Genomic DNA, 23,781 nt, shown 5'->3' on the forward strand with positions numbered 1-23,781 from the left:
AACCCATAAAATTGAGTGTTACGCGTTAGGCATAAGGGCTGGCGTAGTCGCCAAGTTCAATAAGAATGCTCTTAGTCTGCGTATAGTGGAGTAGAGTCTCTGGCCCGTTTTCGCGGCCAACCCCTGAAAGTTTGTAGCCACCAACAGGCATTTCTGCAGGTGAGTCACCCCATGTATTAACCCAACAAATACCCGCCTGCATTTGATGAATGACACGGTGAGCGCGAGAAAGGTTTTGTGTGAACACACCAGCAGCGAGGCCGTATTGAGTATCGTTAGCACGACGAATCACATCGTCTTCGTCCGTAAACTTCAACACTGACATTACAGGGCCGAAGATCTCTTGTTGAACGTGAGGCATGTCGTCATGGCAATCTGTGAATACCGTAGGAATAACAAAGTTGCCGTTTGCTAAGCCGTTGTCCGTCACTTGATAGCCGCCAGTCAGCAGAGTTGCACCCGACTGTTTAGCCAGCTCAATTGCTTCAAGGACTTTTGAAAGGTGTTCTTTAGAAATCAACGCGCCGATCTGAGTCTCCATATCCATCGGGTTACCAATGATGAGCTTCTCAGTACGTGTTTTAAGTTGGTCGATAAATGCGTCGTAGATGTTTTCGTGTACATAAACACGAGTACCGTTAGTACACACTTCGCCTTGGGTGTAGAAATTAGCGACCATTGAAGCCGATACCGCGTCGTCTAATTTCGCATCATCAAAGATGATCATTGGTGATTTACCACCGAGCTCCATCGTTACAGACTTGAGTGTTTTAGCACTGTCTGACATTACCGCTTTGCCCGTACCCGTTTCGCCTGTGAACGACACTTTAGCGATGTCGGGGTGAGCCGTTAGCATTTGGCCGACACGGTAATCGCCCTGAACTACGTTAAACACGCCATCAGGAAGACCAGCTTCAGTAAAGATCTCAGCAAGTTTCAGTGCTGTTAGCGGCGTTTCTTCTGAAGGCTTGAAAATCATCGCGTTACCCGCAGCGAGTGCCGGAGCCGATTTCCACATTGCGATTTGGATAGGGTAATTCCACGCGCCAATGCCCGCACAGATACCTAGCGGTTCACGGCGTGTGTAGAAAAATTGAGATTCACTAAGAGATTGTTGATCGCCTTGCAGCGTAGGTGCTAGCCCTGCGAAATACTCAATAACGTCGGCGCCAGAAGCCACATCGACTTCGATCGCTTCTTGTAACGGCTTGCCCGTATCGACAACCTCAAGGTTCGCAAGGTCATTATTTCGAGCTCTAAGTATCTCTACCGCCTTTAAAAGAATGCGGCTGCGTTCTACGGCTGTCATTGCTGACCATACCGCAAATCCGCGCTTCGCCGATTCAATCGCATTTTCAACGTCAGCTGAAGAAGCTTGGCCAAGCGTTGCGATAGGTTCACCGTTTGCAGGGTTAATGCTGACGAAAGTTTCGCCTGAGGTAGCGTCAACCGCTTTACCATCGATGTATAACGAGTTCATTTCCATTTGATCTTCTGACTTAATTATTGTTGTTAGACTCTATCGGTCTATGTATTTGTGAATGCATATCGTTGTTGAGAGCGAGCCTTTTGAGCTCACTCACTAGAATTTTTGATGAATCATTAATCGCGCTGACACGAGTAAAACGTAAGCTGCTTGTCTAAGTAGTCATTGATGATTGCACGAGCTTTATCGGCATTAATGCCTTCAGGATTGAGCGTCCCTCTCAGCCAGATGCCATCAATTAATGATGCAATTCCGTGTGCGATCAATTCCGCTTGATCAGGTTGAAAAATCGATTTTAATTCAATAAGTAAGTGAGAAATCAAACGCTTTTCATTCACGCGCTGAAGACGCTTGAGTTGAGCGTCATGCATCGAATAAGACCAGAATGCGAGCCATGTTTTCGACACTTTATTTTCCGCTTGATAGCCTTCGAAATTACCGTTGATGATAGCGTTGATCCTTTGCTGGTGAGCATCAGCAGGGAGCGCTTTTAATTCTGTTGTTACGGTATTCGAAAGTTGACGCAGTATTTCTCGCATGGTCTCTTCGAGCAGGCCATGTTTCCCACCAAAATAGTGATTAATGATCCCTGTCGACACACCCGCCTCTTTGCTGATCAGCGCAATACTCGCAGCATGTAAACCCACTCGATCAATCACGGTCATCGTAGCTTGGACGAGTTGTGGTTTACGTATATCAGGCATCCCTACCTTGGGCATTTCTTAGTCCTTTTATTTTTCATTGAACGTTCAATTAATTATAAAATGCCAGAAAAGTAGTTAGGGTTCAAATGATTATTTAAAACAAACCCTTAACAACACAGCATTCAAATCACAATAAATCATTTTAAAACAATCAGTTAAATATCATTTAGAGCACTAATGAAATCAATTAAAGATTTGAGGTGTGATAGTTATTGGTCAAATGTTTTTGCTCAATAAGCACAAAATTCAACCACACCTACTCCCGAAAAAATTGGGGAGAGTGATGTACAACTGGCTTTTAGGGTAGGAATTGAAGGCCAAACAACAAGAATGAGAACAGATAGGAGAAGTAGAATAAAAAGAACTAGAGCACCCTCACTTATTCGGATGCAATAGCTCTAAGGGCGCCATCAATAGGCATGATTGACTGACTCAAGACATCTAAAACGCTAGGTGGTAACTGTTGCTCGCTTGGTCCAGTTTAATTACCCAACTCTGCTCTTGTACTTTGCTGCTCATCGGTACCCAACGGGCATAGATTTGCTCCCAATTACCATTGACCTCCAACTCCACGACATCGGTATGAGTTGGGTAAACCGTAGTAATTCTGGAAGTGGGTTCTGCCACTACATCGCCATTACTCATGACGAATGCTGATTCAGAGTACAAGTGCAAGGCACCGGGCGTCACACCGGTGTAATCCATCGACAAACTGATTTTCTCACCGATATCAAACGAGAAGCCGACGGGTGCCACAATATCCGAGGTGTTGATTACCGCAGCCGCAACAGGTTGAGAGGGCGTTGCAGGCAATTGAACTGGCGTTGGGGTAACTGCTGGCGTCTGCGCTGGTGATGCACTTGAGTTGCCGCCTCCTCCACCGCCACAGGCGCTAACCAACAACGAGAGAGATGTCATAGCGATTAATTTGCTCGTATTGTTCATGGTTCTCTCCTATTCATCGGTCGCTGAAATAACTTTATTGGTGATTGATGCCTTGTACCATTCTCTGTCTGTTTCGCCGTTACTGGTTACCCAGGTTGGAAACAATGTGTAAGCTTCACTGATATCAACCAATTCCACTGGGTGATCCCACTCATCACGAATATTAATCACCCATGGCATGTTGTTGCTGGTTTTGAAGGACTCAGAACCTGAAGAGCTATCATCGTGGCTGTTGAACAAGGTGTTGTTCATGTCACTGGTACCAGAAAATGCTTTAAGGTGTGTTTGCCAAGTCATGCCCGGTGGCGTTCCAACAAAATCACCGTGATAAATTCCGTCAGCGGCAAAAATGAATGAATCATAAGGCGGATAACCGATGTCATCACGAGACACAGGAGTCGTAAACTCCACATACAGCTGATAGTTGAGAACATCAGCATTTTGCTGATCAGAACACGCACTTTGGGTTCGGTAGAAAACGCAACTTTCCGAAAGTTCTCCTAGGTTATCGAGGTCGACCCTTAGATCCTCAGATACCATCAGAATCGTCTCACTGTCCCCTTCCTTGAGAATAGTATGAGCAACCGCCACACCATTTCGAGTCAGGGTTGTAGATGCCACATTGGCAGGCAGGACGTTCGGTAGCTTAACGGCATAGCCATTAGAGTAGCCTGCTCCCATGGCTTGGAGTGTATAGTCTATCGTCAGGTTTTCTAGCGCTCGTTGTCCGTTGAGTTGTTCTGTCACTTTGTAGCGCCACACCACATCATTAAAGTCGTAATCCCCTTTTAAGGGCCAGTTATCTTCAAATGCGATCGTTGCATAGCTGTTCGAACTTGGATAAACCGACGTTACTGTCACGTCATCATTATTCTCTTGAACAAGCACTTCGTATTTGGAATCTGTCGTGCCATCTTCATTAACCCCATCAACGGCGGTAAATGGCGTCACTTCGACCGTGAAAATCAGATCATTAAAGTCGTTGTCCCCAGTTGGTCGATAGATATCCTCAAAGCCCAGTACCAAGAATTCATTTTCTGTATCAAGGAAAGCGACATTGTGTCTTCTGTTTTCAGCGGTTGCCTCTGGGTTAATCGAAGGATAGCTGTAGAAGGGAACTCCCCAACCACCAAGCCACGGGATGTTGTTGTAAGACCCCTCCCAACCCCAACCATTAGAAATGATAAAAAAGGCCAGTGTTTGGCCAGCAGTGAGTTGAACACTGAGATCTATGGTATCCCCCTCTTCCATCTCACCAACACTAGCGACTGATGTATTGGGGAACACAATAACGTGCGCATTGATATCGTCTTTGGTCGTTGGAGGGTTATTGGTATCAAAAACGAAGTAACCAAGAGTGTTGCGATAACCTGCTCCTTCGTTGAGAAATGTTATTTTGGCGGTTGCGTACTCTGCGCCGTTGAGCTCATCGTCAATATCAATACTCGAATAACGCTCCGGTGAAATAAAAGCACTGTTCACGGCAGTGCCTTCTGGCAACATCGAATAGACATTGGTTAAAACATCTTGAGGAAGTGACTCCGCGATCGAGTAAGTATTATTGGGTTTACCTTTTGCCGAATAGTTGGACGCATCCGCTCCAGACTCAAACGTTAAGTCCGCAGTGGTCAACGCCAACGCAACACATGGCATCAAGCAACTAGGCAGTATGATTGAATTCCAATTTCTCATTATGTTCCCTCTTCACTAGCCTTAAACGTGTAAAGAGATATGGAGCAAAGATGATGCCGGAAATTAATCTATTATTTAACAGTATGTTAGAGTTAAATCTTCTATTTTTCTCATTTTGAGAATGAAGTTGATTTGAAAAAGGCCGCAGATTTATTCGCGACCTTTATTTGAGTGGGGGATATGACTAGAAAGTAACGAGTACCAGATTATTGAGTAATAATCGGCATAGATTGCCATGCTCTTTGATGAAGCATCTCGCAGCCAGACTCTGTGATAACGATATTTTCCTCGTGCACCATCATGCGGTTTTTCTCAAATGCCATGCCCGGCTCAAGGGTTAACACCATACCGGGTTTTAAAATCACATCACCGTTAGGCACATGTGATGGCCACTCGGTTAGCTGCATGCCCAAGCCGTGCCCCATTCGACCCACATCGTTGCCGAGTGCACCGTTCTTTTCGAGTACCGACCACATCGCTTGCCACACGTCTCCGGTGGTTCGTCCCGGCTCTGCAATCACGAGCCCCGCTTCTGTCGACTGATATACCGCGTCATAAGCCGCTATGGTATCTGACTGCGCATGCCCAAACGCATAGTTACGGTCAAAGTCGCTGAAGTAGCCATCAAAGTTAGCTCCCGTATCGATGATCAAAACATCCCCTTCAGAGAGCACACGGTCGGTTGGCCCCATAATGATGTTGTCATAGCCACCTTGGCCGGATGCCGAAATCAGATAAGGGCAAGCATCGGCACCTAAACGCAGCATCTCCAAATGCATGGCTTTACACGCCTGTCGTTCTGTCATCCCTATCGCGAGATGATGACGAAGATACTCAAAGCCCGCAGCCGTGACTTGGCAAGCAAAGCGTACTTTATCGATCTCCGCTTGAGATTTAACACTGCGAAGATCGCGAACCATCAGTGACACATCAACCACACTGTGTTGGCTCAGCTTTTGCTGTAACAATGCATAGTTAGTGGCTGGCATACGCAAATGTGTTTCCGGCCCAATCATCGAACCGATTTGGCGAGAACCCTTGGAGACTTCAGACAACGTAGCCGCTAACAAAGAGATACCGTCGTCTTCTGGCCTTGGTGATGGCCAACTGCGCACATCTTCAATCCATGTATCGTCAAAGCCAGCCACACCGATCTCTGGTACTACCACTATCGGCTTACCAACCGCTGGCACCACCAAAAACCAAGGTCGAGTTGGGCTTTCCCAGAACTGCGATTTAAAGCCGCTGAAATAGCGGAATTCAGGCTCGGTCGTGAAAAACGCAGCATCGATGTTTTGCGCGCGAAGACGTTGTTGCAACTCGACAGTACGTTGCTCTAGTTCTGCTGATTCAAACCCTCTCTGCGGAGGTGTTAATGGCAATATACTCATATCTCTATCCTTGATTGAATAAGGGTAACTCGACGGATTAATTGAATAAAATGTCTCTTGGTAACAGAGCGATACTTGGGAAGAAAATCAGCAACGCAGACATCAATATCAAGATAAGGAAAAACGGCAATGTTCCGCGGATCACTTCCATATAAGGACGCTCGAAAATCGCAATTGCGGTAAAGATGTCACAACCGAATGGAGGCGTTGCCGACCCAATCGCCATTTGTAGCGTGACCATCACTCCGACCAAGATTGGGTCGATGCCTGCTGCATCAACAATCGGCATGAAGATCGGCGTCAAGATAAGCAGCACCACCAATGAATCTACGAACATGCAACCGACAAAGAAAGTCAGTGCGATAACAAACAGGATGAACTCGGGAGAAGCATCTTCTAGATTGAGAGGAGCCAACAACTCTTGAGGGATTTGTTCAAACGAGATGTACCAAGAGAACGCCTGACCAACACCCACCAGCACAAATACCACCGCCGTAATCAAGCCAGTATTTAACGCCGCATCGCAGATGTCTTTTACGCCAAGTTTGCGATAGAAAATGCACTCAACGATGATCGCATACAACACAGCGAATGAGGCCGCTTCGGTTGGCGTGACAATGCCCGAATAAATACCACCGATAATCAAAGCAGGGAAACCAAGAGGAAGAATCGCTTTCTTGATCGCTTCAATACGCTCTGCGGTGTTGGCTTTTTCAACCAAAGTGATGGTGTCGCTGTGTTTTACGCTGTAGGCGTAGCTGTATAAAGAGAACAGGCTCGCGAGCACTAAACCTGGGCCAATACCGGCAATGAATAATTCACCCACACTGGCGTTGGCTAAGGTGCCGTAAAGAATCAAGCCAATACTCGGTGGGATAAGAAACGCGATGTCACTGGCATTGATGATCAGCGCCATCACGAAGCTGTCTTTATAGCCTGCCTGAAGTAACTTCGGACGCATGATCTGGCCAACCGACACCACGGTCGCTTGGGTCGAACCGGAAACAGAACCAAATAAAGTACAGCTGATACACGTCGTAATCGGCAACCCGCCACGCAAGTGTCCTACAAACGCTTGGATTAAACCAAGTAGGTTATAGGCCGTGTGTCCACGCGTCATGATGTCCGCCGCCAAGATAAACATGGGTACCGCAATCAATGCGTTCGGCGAGATGCCCGTGACCATCTGTTGGATCAGTACTCCCGGCTCTACCTGAGAGAAATGAATCAAGCCAATTAAAGCTCCAACCGCTAGCGGTACTATCATCGGGAAGCTCAAAAACAGCAAAATCACCATCACAGAAACAAGAGTAAATGTGATGACATAAATATCTAATTCGCCGGCAATAATGTCCGAGAAAAACTGTGCAACATCGTTCATTCGAACTCACCTACTTTTGTGTTTCTGTTTTCAATCACGTCAAATGACACGTAGATCTCTTTGTGCAGCAAGTTCATCAAGAAACTCATGCTGTATTGCAATCCTGCGATGAAAAATCCAATCGGAATGATCGCGTATACCCAATAAACCGGGAACTGTAGAGCTGGACTTAATCGATTGATGTCTTTGAGCTCTTTAACGTAAAAGAACGCATGGTAGGTGAGATAAAACATCAGCATTGCGGTTAATAACGCAATGATGGTTGTGAGAACTTTCTGAGTTTTAGTGCTCAATGAATCGTAGACTGCGGTCATACGAATGTTTCTACCTTGGCGCACCGCATAAGCGAAACCGATAAAGGTGACTGAAACGATCAAAAACTGATTAAGTTCTTCTGAGAAAAACAGGCTTTTGTTAAAGGCATAGCGACCAATCGCATTGGCCGTGGAATTGATCATCATCGCGAGAATGGCGGTCATGATTAAAAAGCGTTCTAGCTTTTCTGTCGCGACGCTTATTTTATGTAGCAGTTCTTTCATAACAGGCAGTGCTCCATACTTCGTTCAGTGACAGGGGTCCATTGCCACAATTTGGAGAAGGTGGGGATAAGCTACCCGCTGCCAATAAACAGCGGATAGTATTCATCCTAACAACGCTTTCTATTGCGTCGCTGAAGCAGCCTTCACTTCATCTAGGATTTCTTCGAGAATGGTTTTCGCACCCTCACGCGCTTCACTTTGCTCACCAGAAGGATAAGCATTTGCGACTACGTCATAGTAAGTCGTGTGCAGCTTTTGACTAAGGACCTTGAAGCGTTCACGCTCTTCCTCGGTTAAGACGACCACTTGCATGTTTGGACGCTCTTTCAAGATCTTGTCCATGTTTTCTTTGTTGATGCGGATTTGGTAGTCGTAAGCCGCTTGGTCTGCTGCTGTGATCGCTTTGTCGACCATCGCTTGCTTCTCTTCCGACAGGCCGTTGTACCACTTGCTGTTGGTCGAAACGGTGCTGACATAAGGTTGCTGACCTGGGAACATTAGGTAATCTTGAACCTCATGCCACTTCGCGTTGTAGATGAAGTAGATCGGGTTAACCATGCTATCGATGGTCTTAAGTTGCAGTGAACCGTACACTTCACCCCAAGAAAGAGGAGTCGGTGTTGCACCAAACGCTTTGTAGGTTTCAACAGGGATGGTTGAGGTGAAAGTACGGATTTTCTGGTTCGCAAAATCTTCAGGTGTACGGATAGGTTTGTTACCACCCCATACCATTTCGCCTTCAGACATCATCGACAACAGTTTGAGGTTTACGCTCTCAAACTTGGGTGCCAGCTTGTTGTAGATGGTTGGGCTTTCCGTTAAGACCTTATGCGTGATCGCTTCGTTAGTACCCAGAACATACGGTAAGCTCACCGCTTGAACTTCAGGTACGTAAGACCCTAAGTGACCCGCGCCTACCGACACAAATTGAATCGTGCCTTTAGCAGCCAGTTCTACAATGTCGTTTTCTGTACCCAGCTGACCGTAGTAATAGATGCGAACACGGATGTCGCCATCAGATTCCTTCTTAATCACTTCCGCAAATTTTTGCGCATAGATATCTTGAACGTCTGTTTTGTCCTCTTCTGAAGCAAACTTCCATGTTTCGGCATGAACGCCAAAAACCATGCTCAAACTTAGCAGTGCTACGCCTAATCGTTTCATCCTGTCTTTCCTTTTTATTATCCTAATTACACGCTGATGACCTTGGTCACTTCACGTGCTTCAGTTTTGGCTGTGTCGACAATAAACTCCGTTTAAAGTCAGCCATCTTGCAGTGCCAAATCCGTCACTGCTGAATCTGTTTCTGTACTTATTGCTTCTCATTGAGTTGCTTCTAATTCATTTTTCTAAATAAGTGTTTCTAAATTGATCTTGCCAAACGATCGTTCACCAACTGAATCCAGTAACTCGCACCGAGCTTTAAGATGCCGTCATTAAAGTCGTATTTCGGGTTATGCAATGCGCAGCCACCGACCGATTCCGTGCCATTACCCAGCAGCACATAACAGCCCGGTTTAACGCGTAACATGCTTGAGAAATCTTCCGAAATTGTCAGTGGGTCGCAGGCGTCATTAACGTTCTCAACACCAAGTACCTTCTGCGCGGCGGTAACCGAATACTGGGTTTGTTGCTCGCTGTTGATGGTTGGGTAGAAGGTATTGATAAACTCGAAGTCGTAAGTCGCGCCAGCTGCCTGACAAATACCCGCCACGATTCGCTCCATACTTTGTTTGATTCGATCGAGAGAGGCTTCAGTAAAGCAGCGGCAATCGCCTTTAATGACCACTTGACTCGGGATGACGTTAACCGTGCCATCGGTAATAAATTCGGTGGCAGAGACCACAGCGGTGTCGTGAATCGCACTGAGATTACGAGATACGATGGTTTGCAAACCAAGAATGACTTGCGAGCCAACGACTAAAGGGTCGACTCCTTGATGCGGCAAAGCAGCGTGCCCCCCCACACCATTGATGGTGATTTCAAAACTGCTTTCACTGGCCATTAACGAACCGGGGCGAACCATCAATTCACCTTCCGCTAAGCCGGGGAAGTTGTGAACGCCGTATACTTCATCAATCGAGAATCGCTCAAACAAGCCATCATCAATCATCGCTTGCGCGCCACAACCATGCTCTTCATCAGGTTGAAAAATGAAATACACCGTGCCATCGAAGGTTGAGTTCCCTGACAATAAGTTTTCGGCTAAATAGCTTGCTGCGCCAAGCAACATTGCAGAGTGTCCATCGTGACCACAGGCGTGCATCTTTCCATCGTTTTGTGAGCAATGCGCAAAGCTGTTTTGTTCATGAATGTGCAAAGCATCCATGTCAGCTCTTAAGCCAATACTTGCCTCACTTGATCCGGAACGAAGTATCCCTACTAATCCTGTTTTACCGATGTTACGCACCACTTCAATACCAAAGCTCTCAAGCTTACTGGCGATGAAATCAGAGGTCAGATTCACGTCAAAGCCACACTCAGGAAAGCGGTGTAAGTGTTGACGCCACTCCGTCATGCTCTGGATAAGCTGCGAAGACAGTTGGTTTGGTTTTATCGAAAAAGTAGACGGCATAGTAGTGATCCCAAAGTGTCATTCTTTGTATTAACGTTAAATGTAGAGTTAGCTTGGCTGCTGAATGTAAACACGAAGCGTGCAGCCTTAATCAAAGGTCGTTACAACGACTGCGACCTTCGGCAATTATCTGAGGATGGCTTAAGATGGTGCGCTAGTAGTGCACCGAAGCCTTTAATGGGTATGGCTTAAGATGGTGCGCTAGTAGTGCACCGAAGCCTTTAATGGGTATGGGGTAATTCATCAACTGAAGCGAGTGCCAAGCCAATACCTGATTACTGCTGACAACAGGTTTATCTAATTGCACTTCAATGGATTCAATCACCGATGCTGCGCGCAATGCCGTGCAAGAGATAAACAGAAGATCCGCTTCAGGGTCACAGACTTGTATCGCGGCTTGTTTGATGTCCATTGGAGAAATGAACGTCATCGCGGTGTCATCTTCAAAACCAAAGCCTGCGATGCTCAACACCTCAATGCCTTGCGACTCAAAAAATGCGGCCACGTCTTGATTCACGGCTTCGGTATAAGGCGTTAATACCGAGATACGCTTCGCTTTAAAGCTGTCGAAAGCCGCTAAGGCAGCGGTCACCGGATTCGTTACCGCAGCGTTTGGGCGAGACTGATGAATAAGCTGCGTAATGCGTTCGCTGCCAATCGCCACAGTGCCAGAGGTACAAGCGTAGATCACCACATCCAATTCAGTACCCGGTAGGATGGTATCGGCACAAGCAGCGATTCCCGGCTCCATCTTACGCAGGTTTTCTATCGTCAACGGGTTGTAATTTCTTAAGCGGCTGGTGAACGATTGCACATCGTTTGGATACAGCGCGTTTAAATCACGCTCAATATTGAAATCTGTCGCTAACGTAATCACACCGACGCGTCCTGCTGGTGCCAATTTTTCTAATTCAAACTGTAAAGTAGCGGTTGCAGATTTCATACTTTCCAACTCCTTGAGCGAGAGTTAACATAGCCCAAAGGATGTTAACAACATGTTTCATATAATTTTCAAACTCTGTCGATTTGATCTTTACATTTCGTTCACAAGATTAATAATGCACCGATAACTTTAAGGATTATCATTAAATGATGACCTTGTTGTGCAGAAATTCCGCATTTTTTCTGCGTTATAGTGGTTTTTTGTTCTCGCTCATCGAGGTCTAAATGTTAAGGCTAAATACCTTTAACTCGATCACACACTGGTTCAAAAGAAACAATTAATTTACAAACAGATATTGGGAAGTATGGGTATGACACAGCAACCTGCATTGGTGGTCGACAGTTTCGACAAGAAGATCCTCAACATCGTACAAGACTCAAACAGAGCTACCTCTGACAAGATTGCAGAAAAGGTCGGGCTCTCTCCTGCTGCTGTTCAGCGCCGTTTAAAACGCATGAGAGCGCAAGGTGTCATTCAAGCTGATGTCTCTGTGGTCAACCCAAAAGCAGTCGGTCACGGAATGACGTTTATCGTTCAGGTAACGCTAGAGCGTGAGCGTGTGGATTTGATGCACAACTTCAAAAAAGAGATGAGTTCAAACCGCTCAGTACAGCAATGTTATTACGTCACAGGCAGTTCAGATTTCATCATGATTGTCACGGCAGCGGATATGGAGGGTTACGACAACTTTACTCGTGAAGCCTTCTTTGATAATGCCAATATCAAGAGCTTTCAAACCAATGTGGTGATGGATAACGTTAAGGTAGGGCTGACAATTCCAATTGATGAGCAGCGTGATTGATGACTAGCTCGATTGATGACCGGATCGATTAGCAAACAAGGCGTGTCGTGCGATGAAGTCAAAAAGAGAGGAAAAAAGACGGTATGAAGAAACCTTACATACCGCCAACTTTGGGGCTTACTTTATTATTCGTTGTTCGCGATTAGCTCTTAACAGCTAACTGCTAACTATGTACTTCTAGTTATTAGACTTTATTGTCGATGATCTGTTGATAGAGATCGGGATCGGTTGCTCCTTCAGTACCAATCACTAGCACTCGGCTATCTTGAGTCAAATTCAGTTTTTCAGCGTATTGGGAATCTTGCTTAGCGATGATCGCCGCAGCAAATCCAGGAACGGCAGATTCCCCGCCTTCAATCGCCACTTCCGTTTGCTCGCCACTCGCCAACATACGCATCGCTTGCGGAATAGCTTCTTCACTCAACGTCATAAAGTCATCAGCGCCGTTTTGTATAATCGTCCACGCCAAGCTTGAAACCTCACCACATGCGAGTCCTGCCATCAGCGTCTCTAGGTCGCCCGTAACCACGATAGGTTTACCCGCTTGAGCACTCTTCTGTAAGCAGTTAGCCTGCTCAGGTTCGACAATTACAAAGCGTGGGCGATCGCCGCCCCACAGATCCCAGAAGTAGCCGCAAACTGCTGAAGCTAGACCACCCACTCCCCCTTGTACAAAGACATGGGTTGGGATTTCACCATCAAGTTGCTCGACAATTTCAGCCAACATCACGGTGTAGCCCAAAGCAACGTCTTTAGGGATTTCCATGTAGCCTTCGTAAGAAGTGTCCGAAACAATCACGCGATTTTGCGCTTTAGCTTCTGAGTCGGCCAAACGAACAGATTCATCGTAGTTACCGGTAATGCGTACCACTTCTGCACCGAACGCTTCCATCGCTTGCTTGCGGCCTTCTGAGACGTCACGGTGAATGTAGATAACACAACCACAACCAAACATTTGTGCGCCCCATGCGACGGAGCGACCATGGTTTCCGTCTGTCGCACAGCTGACAACGATTTCAGCAACTTCTGATTTCCACTCCCCGTTGAGCAGTTCACTGATGGTCGGGTTCTTCCCATAGCGATTGGCGATTTCAATCTGAAGCTGACGAGCAACGGCATACGCGCCGCCCAGTGCTTTAAAACTCTTTAGGCCAAAACGCTGCGATTCATCTTTGTACCAAAACTTGTTTACGCCGATCTCAGCAGAGATTGCATTCAGTTCATGCAAAGGAGTAACAGAGTAGCCTGGCCATTGAGAAATATCTTTAATCGCTTGTTGAGAGTTCGCAACACTTAAAATGTCACGCTGCTCACTCGAGTATTCCAATTCAGGGCGTGCTTGAGGGTTAGCGTAGTGTGTCAGAGTGCCTGCCAGTAACTGCATAAATGATCGTCCTTATTAGTCATTCACATGCTCCTTACATCGTTAGATTATAGAAACCTATCGGCGAGTAAGGCTGCGGATAATAAATTCTATCGACAAAAAAGTGCCGTGATTACACATTCTTATCACGCGATCTGCGGGAATTAATTGTTACATGAGTGTTAAATGAAGAATTTGTGCACCATTCAGATGTGACAACCTAACCAATGAATTCTACCGATAGAAAAAAGTCCAATTCGAGCGATGGAACCACTAGCCTAACAACCCGGAACCAATGCAGAAACAACAGGCACAAAAAAAGGCCGGTAATGACAGAGCCATCACCAACCTTTGCGGAGTCGGTATTGCTACTTTCTTTGACTACTCAATACGTGTAATGAAACCGTACTTATCAGAGTCTGCTTTAGTCATCCAGAGCTCACCAGCAGCAGGTGCAGAATCTAAAGTGAAGATATAGAAATCGATCCCTTTCTCTCCCATCACCTTTTGAAAATAGGTCGCTTGTCTACGATGACCCACGTCGGTGTATGGGAATTCTTTGGCCGTTTTATCCCCTTCAGCCCAACTATGCACACCCACCTGCTTATTCAGCTCAATGGCCTTGGTAGTATCAGCGCGTTGCAATATGCGTGGGTTACCCGCTGCAAATAGATCCGTTCCTCCCGAGAAAACCGAACCCGTTGGAGTCACAACCGTCGTCATCTTATTGTTATTGATCATGCGCCCGGTGTACATGTTGATTTCGTCATCAGCACTGCCACCGATATGGTTAGTGAACTTCAACGTCATCTCACTGCCTCGGTATAACTTCACGATATCAAAAAGCTGAGAATAGGTTGATGCGCCTAGAGTGGAAGTAATGCGCTCAACAGCGCCAGTCTCGTTGAGCACATCGCGGTAAAAAGCGTTGAAGGCAAACGATGTGGTGATGGTGACTTTATTACCATTTTTGGATTTACTCAGAATCGTCGAACCTAGGCTCGTCACGTATTGCGACAACTCATTTTGGTACTCAAGCTTAACCTTTTTTGCACTATTCGCTGTTGTTTGTATTAACGTGGTCTCGTTAGAAACAGAGCGTAGTGCGGCGCTACAATCAAACACGTCCAAGCCCTTGCTCTCTGTGTAGATACCGCAGCTATCAAACCCCGCATCAGGAAAATACAGGTCAATGCTCTGACCTAAGCGGCTTGCTAGCCTAACCACTTTTTGCTTCTCACTGATCTCTTCAGCAAACTGAATTGTTTCATACTGCACACCATCGTAATCAAGCTTCATTGACTCTTGAAGTTCTTCTCGCTCTTGATACAACTGGCCTAATTTCACTGATGAGAATACATAATCCGCCTTAGGTTTCACTTGCGCTTTAGTCGCCGCTTTACCCGAGTTAGAGCTTGAGTTACAGCCAGCTAAAAGAATCAAAGGTAATGCCAATAACGTTTTTCTATAGCTATTCATATGGTGATTCCCAAAAATGTTTGATGGGAAAATTCTATTATTTAAAGAAGAAAACATCTGTCGTGCGAATGTATGAGAATGTATGTCTTTTTGAACATTGTTTTTTATTTTCGCACAAATTCAAAATCATCATTGAACTGGCGTGGAAAGTGTTTAATCATTCATGTCAGGTATTTTACGTAAAGCATGCAAATTGGAGATGCCACAATAGCTAACCACTAGGTAAGGCTTCCTCACGTAATCTCAATAAATGAAACGCACGACAAGGCTGATAATGGAATGACAAAACCTAAAATGATCATCGTGGAAGACGATTTGAAACTTCAGAAAATGCTGCAAGACTACTTTGTCGCGCAAGATTTTGATGTCACCGTATTGGACGATGGCAGCGATGCCGCACAGACCATCCTCGCTGAGCAACCTGACATCGTGCTACTGGATTTGATGCTTCCTGTAACTGATGGGCTTACAATCTGCCGACAGACGCGTACGCACTATAAAGGTAAAATCTTGATGCTCACTGCTAGCGATGACGACTTTGATCACGTCGCTGGTTTAGAGACAGGGGCTGATGACTATGTCACCAAGCCAATCAAACCAAGAGTTCTGCTGGCCAGAGTTCGTTCGCTATTACGCCGCCAAGACGCCAACACAGCTTCAGTCGATGACTCAGAAAACCTTCAGTTCGATCAACTCGTTCTGAAAAACACCTATAAGAAGTGTGAACTTTCAGGTGCAGTTTTGTCACTCACCGACAGTGAATTTGACCTACTTTGGTTGTTAGCGAGCAACCCTGATACGCCGTTATCACGTGACTATTTGACGCAAACACTACGTGGCATTGAGTACGACGGGATCGATCGGACGATAGACAACAAAGTCGTACGTCTAAGAAAAATACTGGGCGACGACCACACACCAGCAGAAAAAATTCAGACCATTCGCGGTAAAGGCTATTTATTTGTTTCAACCGCCTGGCATTAACTTCGCTCTAAACGAGCGTAATGAAAGAGATCGATTATGCGACGTATCTATTTGGAGTCCTTGTTAGGGCTGTTAGTTTGCTTTATGACCGGCCTTGTCGCCTACGAGATCTGTGTCTATCAGCTCAATACCGACTACGAATATGTACTGCAAGATTACGAAGCAACAGCCCACCAGCAACTGATAGAGAACATCGCTAAGAATCAAGGCCTTGAAGCGGCTCAACAAGCAATGAACCAGTTTGTCGAGACCACTCGCAATAAACTGGTGACGTTCAACCCAAAAGATGAAATACCAAGCCCAGTTTCAGAGTTCTTCTCTACCAACCCAAATACCTTTATCTTTCACGATGATGAGCGTGACCTTTGGTTTCGCTTAGCAAGCAGCGACAATACCTATCATTATCTACCCAACAGTGAAGCGTTCGTTAGGCAAAAGATAGAATTGGAGGATGACCTCATTTGGTTGTTCTTTTTAGCAAGCTTTATCTTGTACGGTTTATGTCACCTATTTATTATCTTCCGCCGAGTTAAGAAACTTGAAGCTGCGACTCTCGCCTTTGCAGAAGGCGACCTTTCTGCGCGAGCCGAAACCTCTAGTGGCATCGCAATTGGATCACTCAACAAATCCTTTAATCTAATGGCCGACCGCATTCACCGCTTGATTGAGAGCAATCGCTCACTCACCAATGCGGTCGCTCATGAACTGCGCACGCCAATATTTCGTATTCAGTGGCAAGCTGAAATGCTCAAAGACACGCCACTCAACGAATCTCAGCAAGACACCGTAGAAAGCATTGTCGAAGATACGGAAGAGATGGAGAAGATGGTTGATGAGCTATTGTGTTACGCCAAACTGGATAGCTGTGACCTCGAAAATCTACAACAACCATTGGACATAAGAGACCTTCTCGACCACGCAATGACGCGTTGGAACAAGGATACTCAACTTAACATCGACCTATCAGTGCCAGAGCAGCCTAGCTCAATACTGGCGGATGAAATACTACTGAACCGCGCCCTAGATAATCTTGTACGTAACGCCATGAAATTCGCACGCTCTCAAGTGTTGATTGAAGCCAGCGTGCATCAAGAACAACTGCAGATTGCGGTACATGATGATGGTGATGGTGTGGCTCAAGAGCATCAAGCTCGCCTGTTTGAACCGTTTTACGTTGGCGACAAAGCACGTAACAAAGCCAAGAGCGGCCATGGTTTAGGGCTTTCTATCGTCGAGAAGATCTGTGCTCAACACAACGCAACCGTGGAAGTTGGTCAGAGCCAAGCCTTAAAGGGTGCGGTATTCACCATAACCATTCAGCTATGTAATGTTTCAGCTGACAAACCCATACAGTAACTACAAAACACCTCTGGAATAATGTTCAACATCGGTCGGGAGATGCTGTCTCCCATGAACTTATTGAATCTAGATAATCACGACACTGCCTTTGTGGCTTGTCATCTCGATTCCAATCATTCTTAGGGTATTTTTATGAAAAAGTTATTAGTTGTTTTAGGCATTGTTTCTCTAGCAGGTTGTTCAGGTATCAGCCACAACGAAGAAGTTTACACAGCGCACGCTGAGAGCTTCAACATTGTTGGTTTCCAAGTTCCTGGTAACACACAAGATCGTGCAATGGAATTAGTACCTGAAGGTGCAACGGTTGATACTATTCGTTCAACAAACTCTGATACAAGCTCTGTGCTAGGTATCATCAACCGTATTATCGGTATCGACTACGTTCAGGTTGGCGGTAAGAAGCAATAATTCGTAAAAAACAATAGTTCGTTAGAAAGCAATAGCTCGTTAAAAAGCAGTAATTTGCTAAAGCTTGCGTACCTTTAAACGCTAGCTAGTACAAACTAAGTTCATCTAAGCCAGTGACCTCGTCACTGGCTTTTTTCATCCAGCCGTTTTTGTGCTCTGTGCCAAATAAAGCCCTATTTTGCTAACTCTCTTGTAACTAACAATTCAGAAAATAAGCCCAAAAGTCGTCAATTCCTTATCAAAATGGCCTTTAAATTCGCTTAAGAGTCTTTCGCTAAAACTGAGCTCCCCAAATCGTTGATCCTTCTATCAACCCATCGCACGTAAATTGCGGCACAGTTCAATTTACGCAAAAAACTTAATTCTCTTGAAAAATTAACACTTAATAAAAGTGTCATCATTTTATAAACAAAAAAGGTAAATTGGTTCAAAAATAAACAGAAATGATTACTAGCTGTAAATGTGCAAGATATAAGTTTCATGAATAAAAGAGATCATTGCCATGCTACTAATTAATCAGATCGAATGATGTAAATTCGTTGTGAAAATTTTGTTACGTTTTCATGGATTTTACATGGAAAGAGAAAATAACAATGAAAATGAAAAAGCGTTTAGTTGCCGTTGCTATAGCGAGTGCGATGTCTTTATCAGTACATGCAAGTGAATCAGTTAGCATCGATCAACCGATCAACTTTACTAGCTTTTCTGGGTTGAACACTCAGTTAGGTGTCAGTAACGCCTCTAGCTTTAAGATGGTAAAGGAAGTTAACCTCAAAAAGCGTGGCATCTACAAAGTTAAGATCCAACAAAACATCTGGGGAACGCCAGTATGGGGACATTACCTAAATGCCACCCAAAGTGTACAAGGTGGCGCACTTAAGTCTGTTCAAGGCAACTACCTTAAAACGACGACCCTAGAGCGATCGTTTGTTAAACCATCGATCAACAGCTCTCAAGCCGTTGAGCTTGCGAGTAAAGATCTCAAGGTTCAGGGCTTAACCAGCAAATCTTTAGACAACGTCCAGCATGAACTGTTTATTTATCAAGGTTCAGGAAAACAAGGACATGACAAAACACGCCTAGTCTACGTTGTCTCTTATCTTGTCGAAGGCAGCGAACAGCCAACTCGACCATTCACCATGCTAGACGCGCACACCGGCGAAGTTATCGACCGTTGGGAAGGTATTGCTCACGCGCAGATCGGTACAGGCCCAGGTGGTAACGAGAAAACAGGCATGTACGAGTACGGTACCGACTACCACTACCTTGATGTGGTAGAAAACGGCACAGAGTGTGTGATGGAATCGGAAAATGTCGTTACCGTTGACCTAAATGGCGCGACAGACGGCGACACCACTTATAGCTACGAATGTCCTCGTAACGAACATAAAGAAGTGAACGGAGCCTTCTCTCCACTCAACGATGCGCACTACTTCGGTAACATCGTGTTCGACATGTATAAGAACTGGTTCGACACAGCACCGCTCTCTTTCAAACTCATGATGCGTGTTCACTACGGTAACAACTACGAGAACGCATTCTGGGATGGCAAGGCAATGACATTCGGAGATGGTGAAAGCTTCTTCTACCCACTTGTAAGTCTAGATGTGTCAGCGCACGAAGTGAGCCACGGTTTCACTGAGCAAAACTCAGGTTTGGTTTACGCAAACCAATCCGGTGGTATGAACGAAGCTTTCTCTGATATGGCAGGTGAAGCGGCAGAATACTACATGAAAGGTACCAACGACTGGATGGTCGGCCGTAATATATTTAAAGGCGACGGGGCTCTGCGTTACATGGACGATCCATCACGCGATGGTTCTTCAATCAATAATGCATCCGAGTACTACGATGGCTTGAATGTTCACTACAGCTCTGGTGTGTTTAACAAAGCCTTCTACCATCTTGCAACCACGCAAGGTTGGGATACCAAAAAAGCGTTCGAGCTTTTCGTGTTATCCAACCAAATCTACTGGTCGGAAAACAGTGACTTCTGGCAAGGTGCTTGTGGCGTGAAAAACTCAGCAACCGACCTTGGCTACAATGCCGATGATGTTGTTTCTGCGTTCGGTCTGGTGGGTGTTACCCCATGTGCAGAGCCACCACTGCCGCCAGAACCGGAATATCAACGCCTTGAAAACGGTGTTGAAGCTGCGGTTGCTGGTGAAACCGGCTCAAAAACTTACTTCGATATCGAAGTACCAGAAGGCCAAGACAAGCTAACGATTGATCTTGCTGTGTCTACTGGTGATCCGGATATGTATGTTGGTCTAGATTATGCGCCAAGCTCTCAAGAGAATATCTGTAAGAGTGAAAGCGTAACCGATGAAGTATGTGTAATTGAAAACCCAACAGCTGGTCGTTACACGGTGAACATTCTAGGTTACTCAGATTACGCAGGTGCGAACCTAAAAGCATCATACGAATCAGGCAACGCTAACGTACCGCCAGTCTCTTCTTTCGAACACACCATTGTCGGCAAAGAAGTAGAACTACGCAGCACAAGTTCAGACAGCGATGGTCAGATCGTCTCTTACCAATGGAACCTAGGCGATGGCAACACACAAACAGGTGAAGTGACTCGCTATACCTACGCTGAAGCTGGCGACTACGTGGTGACTCTAACCGTGACAGACGATGCAGGCGTTGCAACATCAACAAGCAAATCTATTACGATTGAAGGTGACTCAGCGGAAGGCTTCCCACTAAAACTGAAGTTTGGTAACAAAAACCCGAACGGCAAAGCTCGCGTTAAGCTGGCATGGGATTACGACACCAACGACTACTTCGTGATTAAGCGTAATGGCAAGAATGTTGGTGCTACAGACTTCAACTCATACGTCGATAAGTTCCGTCACAACGGCACAGTGGATGTTGAGTACCAAGTGTGTACCTCAAGCGATATCTGTTCAGAAACCAAGCACTACCGTTTCATTAAAACACAATAATCGATAGTAAATTCAGGGCTCCGAAAGGGGCCCTTTCGCGGTTATCTGTTTAGAAAATGAAACACCTACACAAAAGCATCCACGCACTAAACAAAATTCACACCAATCAACACAACAATACTCACCATAAAAAGGACGACAAATGGCTATTCAAAAAAGCATGCTAGCTTTGGCTGTGCTCGGAGGCTCTTTAGCCTTAACCACCAGTACTTCGGCTTACGCATCCCTTGGCATCACACCACCAGCGAACGAAGAAGTTTGGATCACCACCGATGCTGACGCACAGCATATAATGACTCAGCATGGCGCAACGGTTTACCCAAGCGTGACGGGGAACAAGCATTCCATCGTCGCGAAAATCAACCAGAAAGAGCTGGCGAAACTATCTAGCCACATGCACGAAGAAACCCACCGTTGTGGTGGCTACATGGTGCACGAAGACAAAGCAAGCGCACTCAAAGCCGCAGCGATGCCACTGACAATGAGCACCTTCGAAAAGCCGGTGATCAGCCATCAAGACACGGTGAACGATCTACTCGCTCAGGTCGAGCCGAACAACATGGTCACGACCATTGAAAATCTAACCAACTTCACCAACCGTTTTTATACTACTTCTACTGGTGTCGCTGCTTCAGATTGGATTTTAGAGCGTTGGGAAACAGAAATTAAGGATGTACCGTACGCATCTGCACGCCAGATCACGCATGCCGAATATCCACAAAAATCCGTTGAAGTGACACTGCTTGGCGCTAAATATCCTGAAGAGATCGTCGTGGTTGGTGGACACCTTGATTCGACAGTTGGAGCTTGGACAAGCGAAGGCACCATCTCTCCGGGAGCCGATGATGATGCGTCTGGTATTGCAACGGTAACAGAGTCGCTTCGCCTGATGATCGCCAGTGGCATTCAGCCAGACAAAACCATTAAGTTCTATGGTTATGCCGCAGAAGAGGTGGGACTGCGCGGTTCACAAGATGTCGCCAATGCATTAAGAGACGAGCAAGCAAACGTTGTGTCAGTATTGCAATTAGACATGACCAACTACAACGGTTCAGCGCACGATATTACCTTCATTACAGACTATACCGATAGTAACTTAACCGCCTACCTGAGCGAGCTGATCGACACTTATGCTAGTGACATCAGTTACGGTTTCGATGATTGTGGCTATGCCTGTTCTGACCACGCTTCTTGGCACAATGTTGGCTACCCAGCCGCCATGCCATTCGAGAGCATGTTCAATGATTACAACCCAAGTATTCATACCCAGCACGACACGCTTGAGAACTCCGATCCTACGGCGACACACGCGACCAAGTTCGCCAAACTGACCATTGCTTACCTTGTCGAAACCAGCCTTGATTCGCCCGTTGCAGGGCCAACAGAACTTCAATATGACATCCCTGTAGAAGGGCTATCCGCTGGTTACGGTGAAGAGCAATTCTTTACCGTAACAACGGAGTACTCTGGTCAGTTAACCGTAACCATGACAGGCCCTCGTAGTGGCGATGCCGACCTTTACGTGAAACACAATGGCACCGTATCGAAAGCAAGCTACGATTGTCGTCCATACCAGAACAGCAGCAACGAACAGTGTGTATTAGACATGCCTGCGGGGGAATTCAACATCATGGTGCGCGGCTACCGTAACTTTAACGATGTCACCATCGTCGCTAACTTTGTGCCGGATTGGCTGTAACTAATCACTAGGTTTACTCGGCCAACAAATTGGCTAACCACTTAGGCAAGAACATAACGCAGCTGAACTGGCTGCGTTTTTTTGTCAGTGGCAACATAGATGTAGATGAAAATAGTTACTTCACCAAAAGCTAACTAAGCATCTCTAAATATAAATCAAAAGTTATATTTTAATTAAGTGATTTTAATCCCTTAATCCCAACACGCCTACCTTACATTCAATTCTATAAATAACCAACACGAATAATAAAGCGATCACTTAATTAGTTAATGCTTATTCTATTGCTCTCTAACCTGTTAAAAAATACCTAGCACCCAAATAAAAATGCCAATTAAAATATAATTTCGCAAACGCTCATTTAATTACTTATTTAACGAGGCTCAACATCATACCCATGTAATAAAAGAGGATAAACACTAAAAATGGAGTAAGCGACAACGAAGGGATAGCCAACAAAAACAACAAGTAAGACCAGATCAGCGGCATAAGGAAGAACTGGTTCAATTAAATCCAGCACTCCACATAATCATAAAAACAGACAACCAATACATATAATAAATATTGCATATATCAAACGGATGTATATTATCTATAAATTATTTGAGTTTATATGTGCATTTTATAAGTTTTGTTTTTCATTCAACAGGGACAACCCTGAATTATAAAAACCAAACACTACTTATATTGGGATTAGTTATGAGTAATAAACTAAAAAACATTATTTCTTTTACGGGATTAACTGTCATTTTAATCATAACGACGAGCTTATTGAATTGGAAGAATTTCAAAAAATCGTCAACCGTAAGTAACAGAAAACCGTTGGGGTACAAATTTAATGCCCCCAAAGAAGCTGCACTCGCTGGTGTTCAAGGACTTGGCTTTGCCATCTTAGCCGATGAGGTTCGTCACCTCGCTAACCGTACTCAACAAAGTACCACCAGAGTTAAAGACGTTATCACCTCACTTCAACACGAGACCAGCAACTCAATCACCACTGTTGAAGATATGAAGTCTCAAATTACCACCGCGACGGTAGAGCAAACGCTTGTCGCTTGAGAAATTAATCAGAGTCTTGCGGACATC

Annotated in this window: 19 protein-coding genes; 7 read left to right on the top strand and 12 right to left on the bottom strand. The window is 45.4% G+C overall.

Annotated elements, in window-relative coordinates; genetic code table 11:
• Positions 1-25: 25 nt before the first annotated feature.
• The 10 genes from betB to QWZ07_RS05165 all read right to left on the bottom strand — a co-directional run bounded on the left by betB (position 26) and on the right by QWZ07_RS05165 (position 11,656).
• Positions 26-1,486, bottom strand: coding sequence for a betaine-aldehyde dehydrogenase (betB, locus tag QWZ07_RS05120; protein WP_192853764.1), 1,461 nt, complete (start codon positions 1,484-1,486; stop codon positions 26-28).
• A gap of 116 nt (positions 1,487-1,602) precedes the next feature.
• Positions 1,603-2,205, bottom strand: a complete 603-nt coding sequence (gene betI, locus QWZ07_RS05125; RefSeq protein ID WP_012600068.1) for a transcriptional regulator BetI — start codon at positions 2,203-2,205, stop codon at positions 1,603-1,605.
• A gap of 426 nt (positions 2,206-2,631) precedes the next feature.
• A complete protein-coding gene (locus QWZ07_RS05130) occupies positions 2,632-3,135 on the bottom strand; it encodes a hypothetical protein (protein WP_192853765.1) in 504 nt (167 codons plus the stop codon).
• A 9-nt stretch (positions 3,136-3,144) separates the two neighbouring features.
• Positions 3,145-4,827 carry an LruC domain-containing protein gene (locus QWZ07_RS05135; RefSeq protein WP_390227328.1) on the bottom strand — a complete coding sequence of 561 codons (1,683 nt, stop codon included), beginning with the start codon at positions 4,825-4,827 and terminating at the stop codon, positions 3,145-3,147.
• A gap of 206 nt (positions 4,828-5,033) precedes the next feature.
• Positions 5,034-6,218, bottom strand: a complete 1,185-nt coding sequence (locus QWZ07_RS05140; RefSeq protein ID WP_192853766.1) for a M24 family metallopeptidase — start codon at positions 6,216-6,218, stop codon at positions 5,034-5,036.
• Positions 6,219-6,255: 37 nt separating this feature from the next.
• Positions 6,256-7,599: a TRAP transporter large permease gene (locus QWZ07_RS05145; protein ID WP_192853767.1), complete on the bottom strand. Its 1,344-nt coding sequence runs from the start codon at positions 7,597-7,599 to the stop codon at positions 6,256-6,258.
• Complete coding sequence (locus tag QWZ07_RS05150) at positions 7,596-8,138, bottom strand: TRAP transporter small permease (RefSeq protein WP_192853768.1); 543 nt, start codon at positions 8,136-8,138, stop codon at positions 7,596-7,598. The genes QWZ07_RS05145 and QWZ07_RS05150 overlap by 4 nt, the downstream gene beginning before the upstream one ends.
• A gap of 120 nt (positions 8,139-8,258) precedes the next feature.
• Positions 8,259-9,302 carry a TRAP transporter substrate-binding protein gene (locus QWZ07_RS05155; protein ID WP_017105430.1) on the bottom strand — a complete coding sequence of 348 codons (1,044 nt, stop codon included), beginning with the start codon at positions 9,300-9,302 and terminating at the stop codon, positions 8,259-8,261.
• A 199-nt stretch (positions 9,303-9,501) separates the two neighbouring features.
• Positions 9,502-10,713 carry a M20 aminoacylase family protein gene (locus QWZ07_RS05160; RefSeq protein ID WP_192853769.1) on the bottom strand — a complete coding sequence of 404 codons (1,212 nt, stop codon included), beginning with the start codon at positions 10,711-10,713 and terminating at the stop codon, positions 9,502-9,504.
• A gap of 154 nt (positions 10,714-10,867) precedes the next feature.
• Complete coding sequence (locus tag QWZ07_RS05165) at positions 10,868-11,656, bottom strand: maleate cis-trans isomerase family protein (protein WP_225998518.1); 789 nt, start codon at positions 11,654-11,656, stop codon at positions 10,868-10,870.
• 310 nt (positions 11,657-11,966) lie between these two features.
• Between QWZ07_RS05165 and QWZ07_RS05170 the strand changes: the two genes are divergently transcribed.
• Positions 11,967-12,458 carry an Lrp/AsnC family transcriptional regulator gene (locus QWZ07_RS05170; RefSeq protein WP_192853770.1) on the top strand — a complete coding sequence of 164 codons (492 nt, stop codon included), beginning with the start codon at positions 11,967-11,969 and terminating at the stop codon, positions 12,456-12,458.
• A 184-nt stretch (positions 12,459-12,642) separates the two neighbouring features.
• On the opposite strand, the gene QWZ07_RS05175 is transcribed toward QWZ07_RS05170, so the two are convergent.
• Together QWZ07_RS05175 and QWZ07_RS05180 are read right to left on the bottom strand one after the other, a co-directional pair.
• The gene (locus tag QWZ07_RS05175) at positions 12,643-13,842 is read right to left on the bottom strand and encodes a diaminopropionate ammonia-lyase (protein WP_192853771.1); all 1,200 of its coding nucleotides are present in this window, start codon (positions 13,840-13,842) and stop codon (positions 12,643-12,645) included.
• 360 nt (positions 13,843-14,202) lie between these two features.
• A complete protein-coding gene (locus tag QWZ07_RS05180; RefSeq protein WP_192853772.1) occupies positions 14,203-15,300 on the bottom strand; it encodes an alpha/beta hydrolase in 1,098 nt (365 codons plus the stop codon).
• A gap of 279 nt (positions 15,301-15,579) precedes the next feature.
• Between QWZ07_RS05180 and QWZ07_RS05185 the strand changes: the two genes are divergently transcribed.
• The 6 genes from QWZ07_RS05185 to QWZ07_RS05210 all read left to right on the top strand — a co-directional run bounded on the left by QWZ07_RS05185 (position 15,580) and on the right by QWZ07_RS05210 (position 23,754).
• The gene (locus QWZ07_RS05185) at positions 15,580-16,284 is read left to right on the top strand and encodes a response regulator (protein ID WP_017105425.1); all 705 of its coding nucleotides are present in this window, start codon (positions 15,580-15,582) and stop codon (positions 16,282-16,284) included.
• Between the two features lie 36 nt (positions 16,285-16,320).
• The gene (locus QWZ07_RS05190) at positions 16,321-17,640 is read left to right on the top strand and encodes a sensor histidine kinase (RefSeq protein WP_102314502.1); all 1,320 of its coding nucleotides are present in this window, start codon (positions 16,321-16,323) and stop codon (positions 17,638-17,640) included.
• Positions 17,641-17,775: 135 nt separating this feature from the next.
• A complete protein-coding gene (locus QWZ07_RS05195; protein WP_017065177.1) occupies positions 17,776-18,051 on the top strand; it encodes a hypothetical protein in 276 nt (91 codons plus the stop codon).
• A 593-nt stretch (positions 18,052-18,644) separates the two neighbouring features.
• Positions 18,645-20,999, top strand: a complete 2,355-nt coding sequence (locus QWZ07_RS05200; RefSeq protein ID WP_102339123.1) for a M4 family metallopeptidase — start codon at positions 18,645-18,647, stop codon at positions 20,997-20,999.
• A 142-nt stretch (positions 21,000-21,141) separates the two neighbouring features.
• Positions 21,142-22,698, top strand: a complete 1,557-nt coding sequence (locus QWZ07_RS05205) for a M28 family metallopeptidase (protein WP_192853773.1) — start codon at positions 21,142-21,144, stop codon at positions 22,696-22,698.
• A 696-nt stretch (positions 22,699-23,394) separates the two neighbouring features.
• Complete coding sequence (locus QWZ07_RS05210; protein WP_225998519.1) at positions 23,395-23,754, top strand: methyl-accepting chemotaxis protein; 360 nt, start codon at positions 23,395-23,397, stop codon at positions 23,752-23,754.
• Positions 23,755-23,781 lie beyond the last annotated feature (27 nt).

This window comes from Vibrio lentus, assembly GCF_030409755.1.
Taxonomy (GTDB): Bacteria; Pseudomonadota; Gammaproteobacteria; order Enterobacterales; family Vibrionaceae; genus Vibrio; species Vibrio lentus.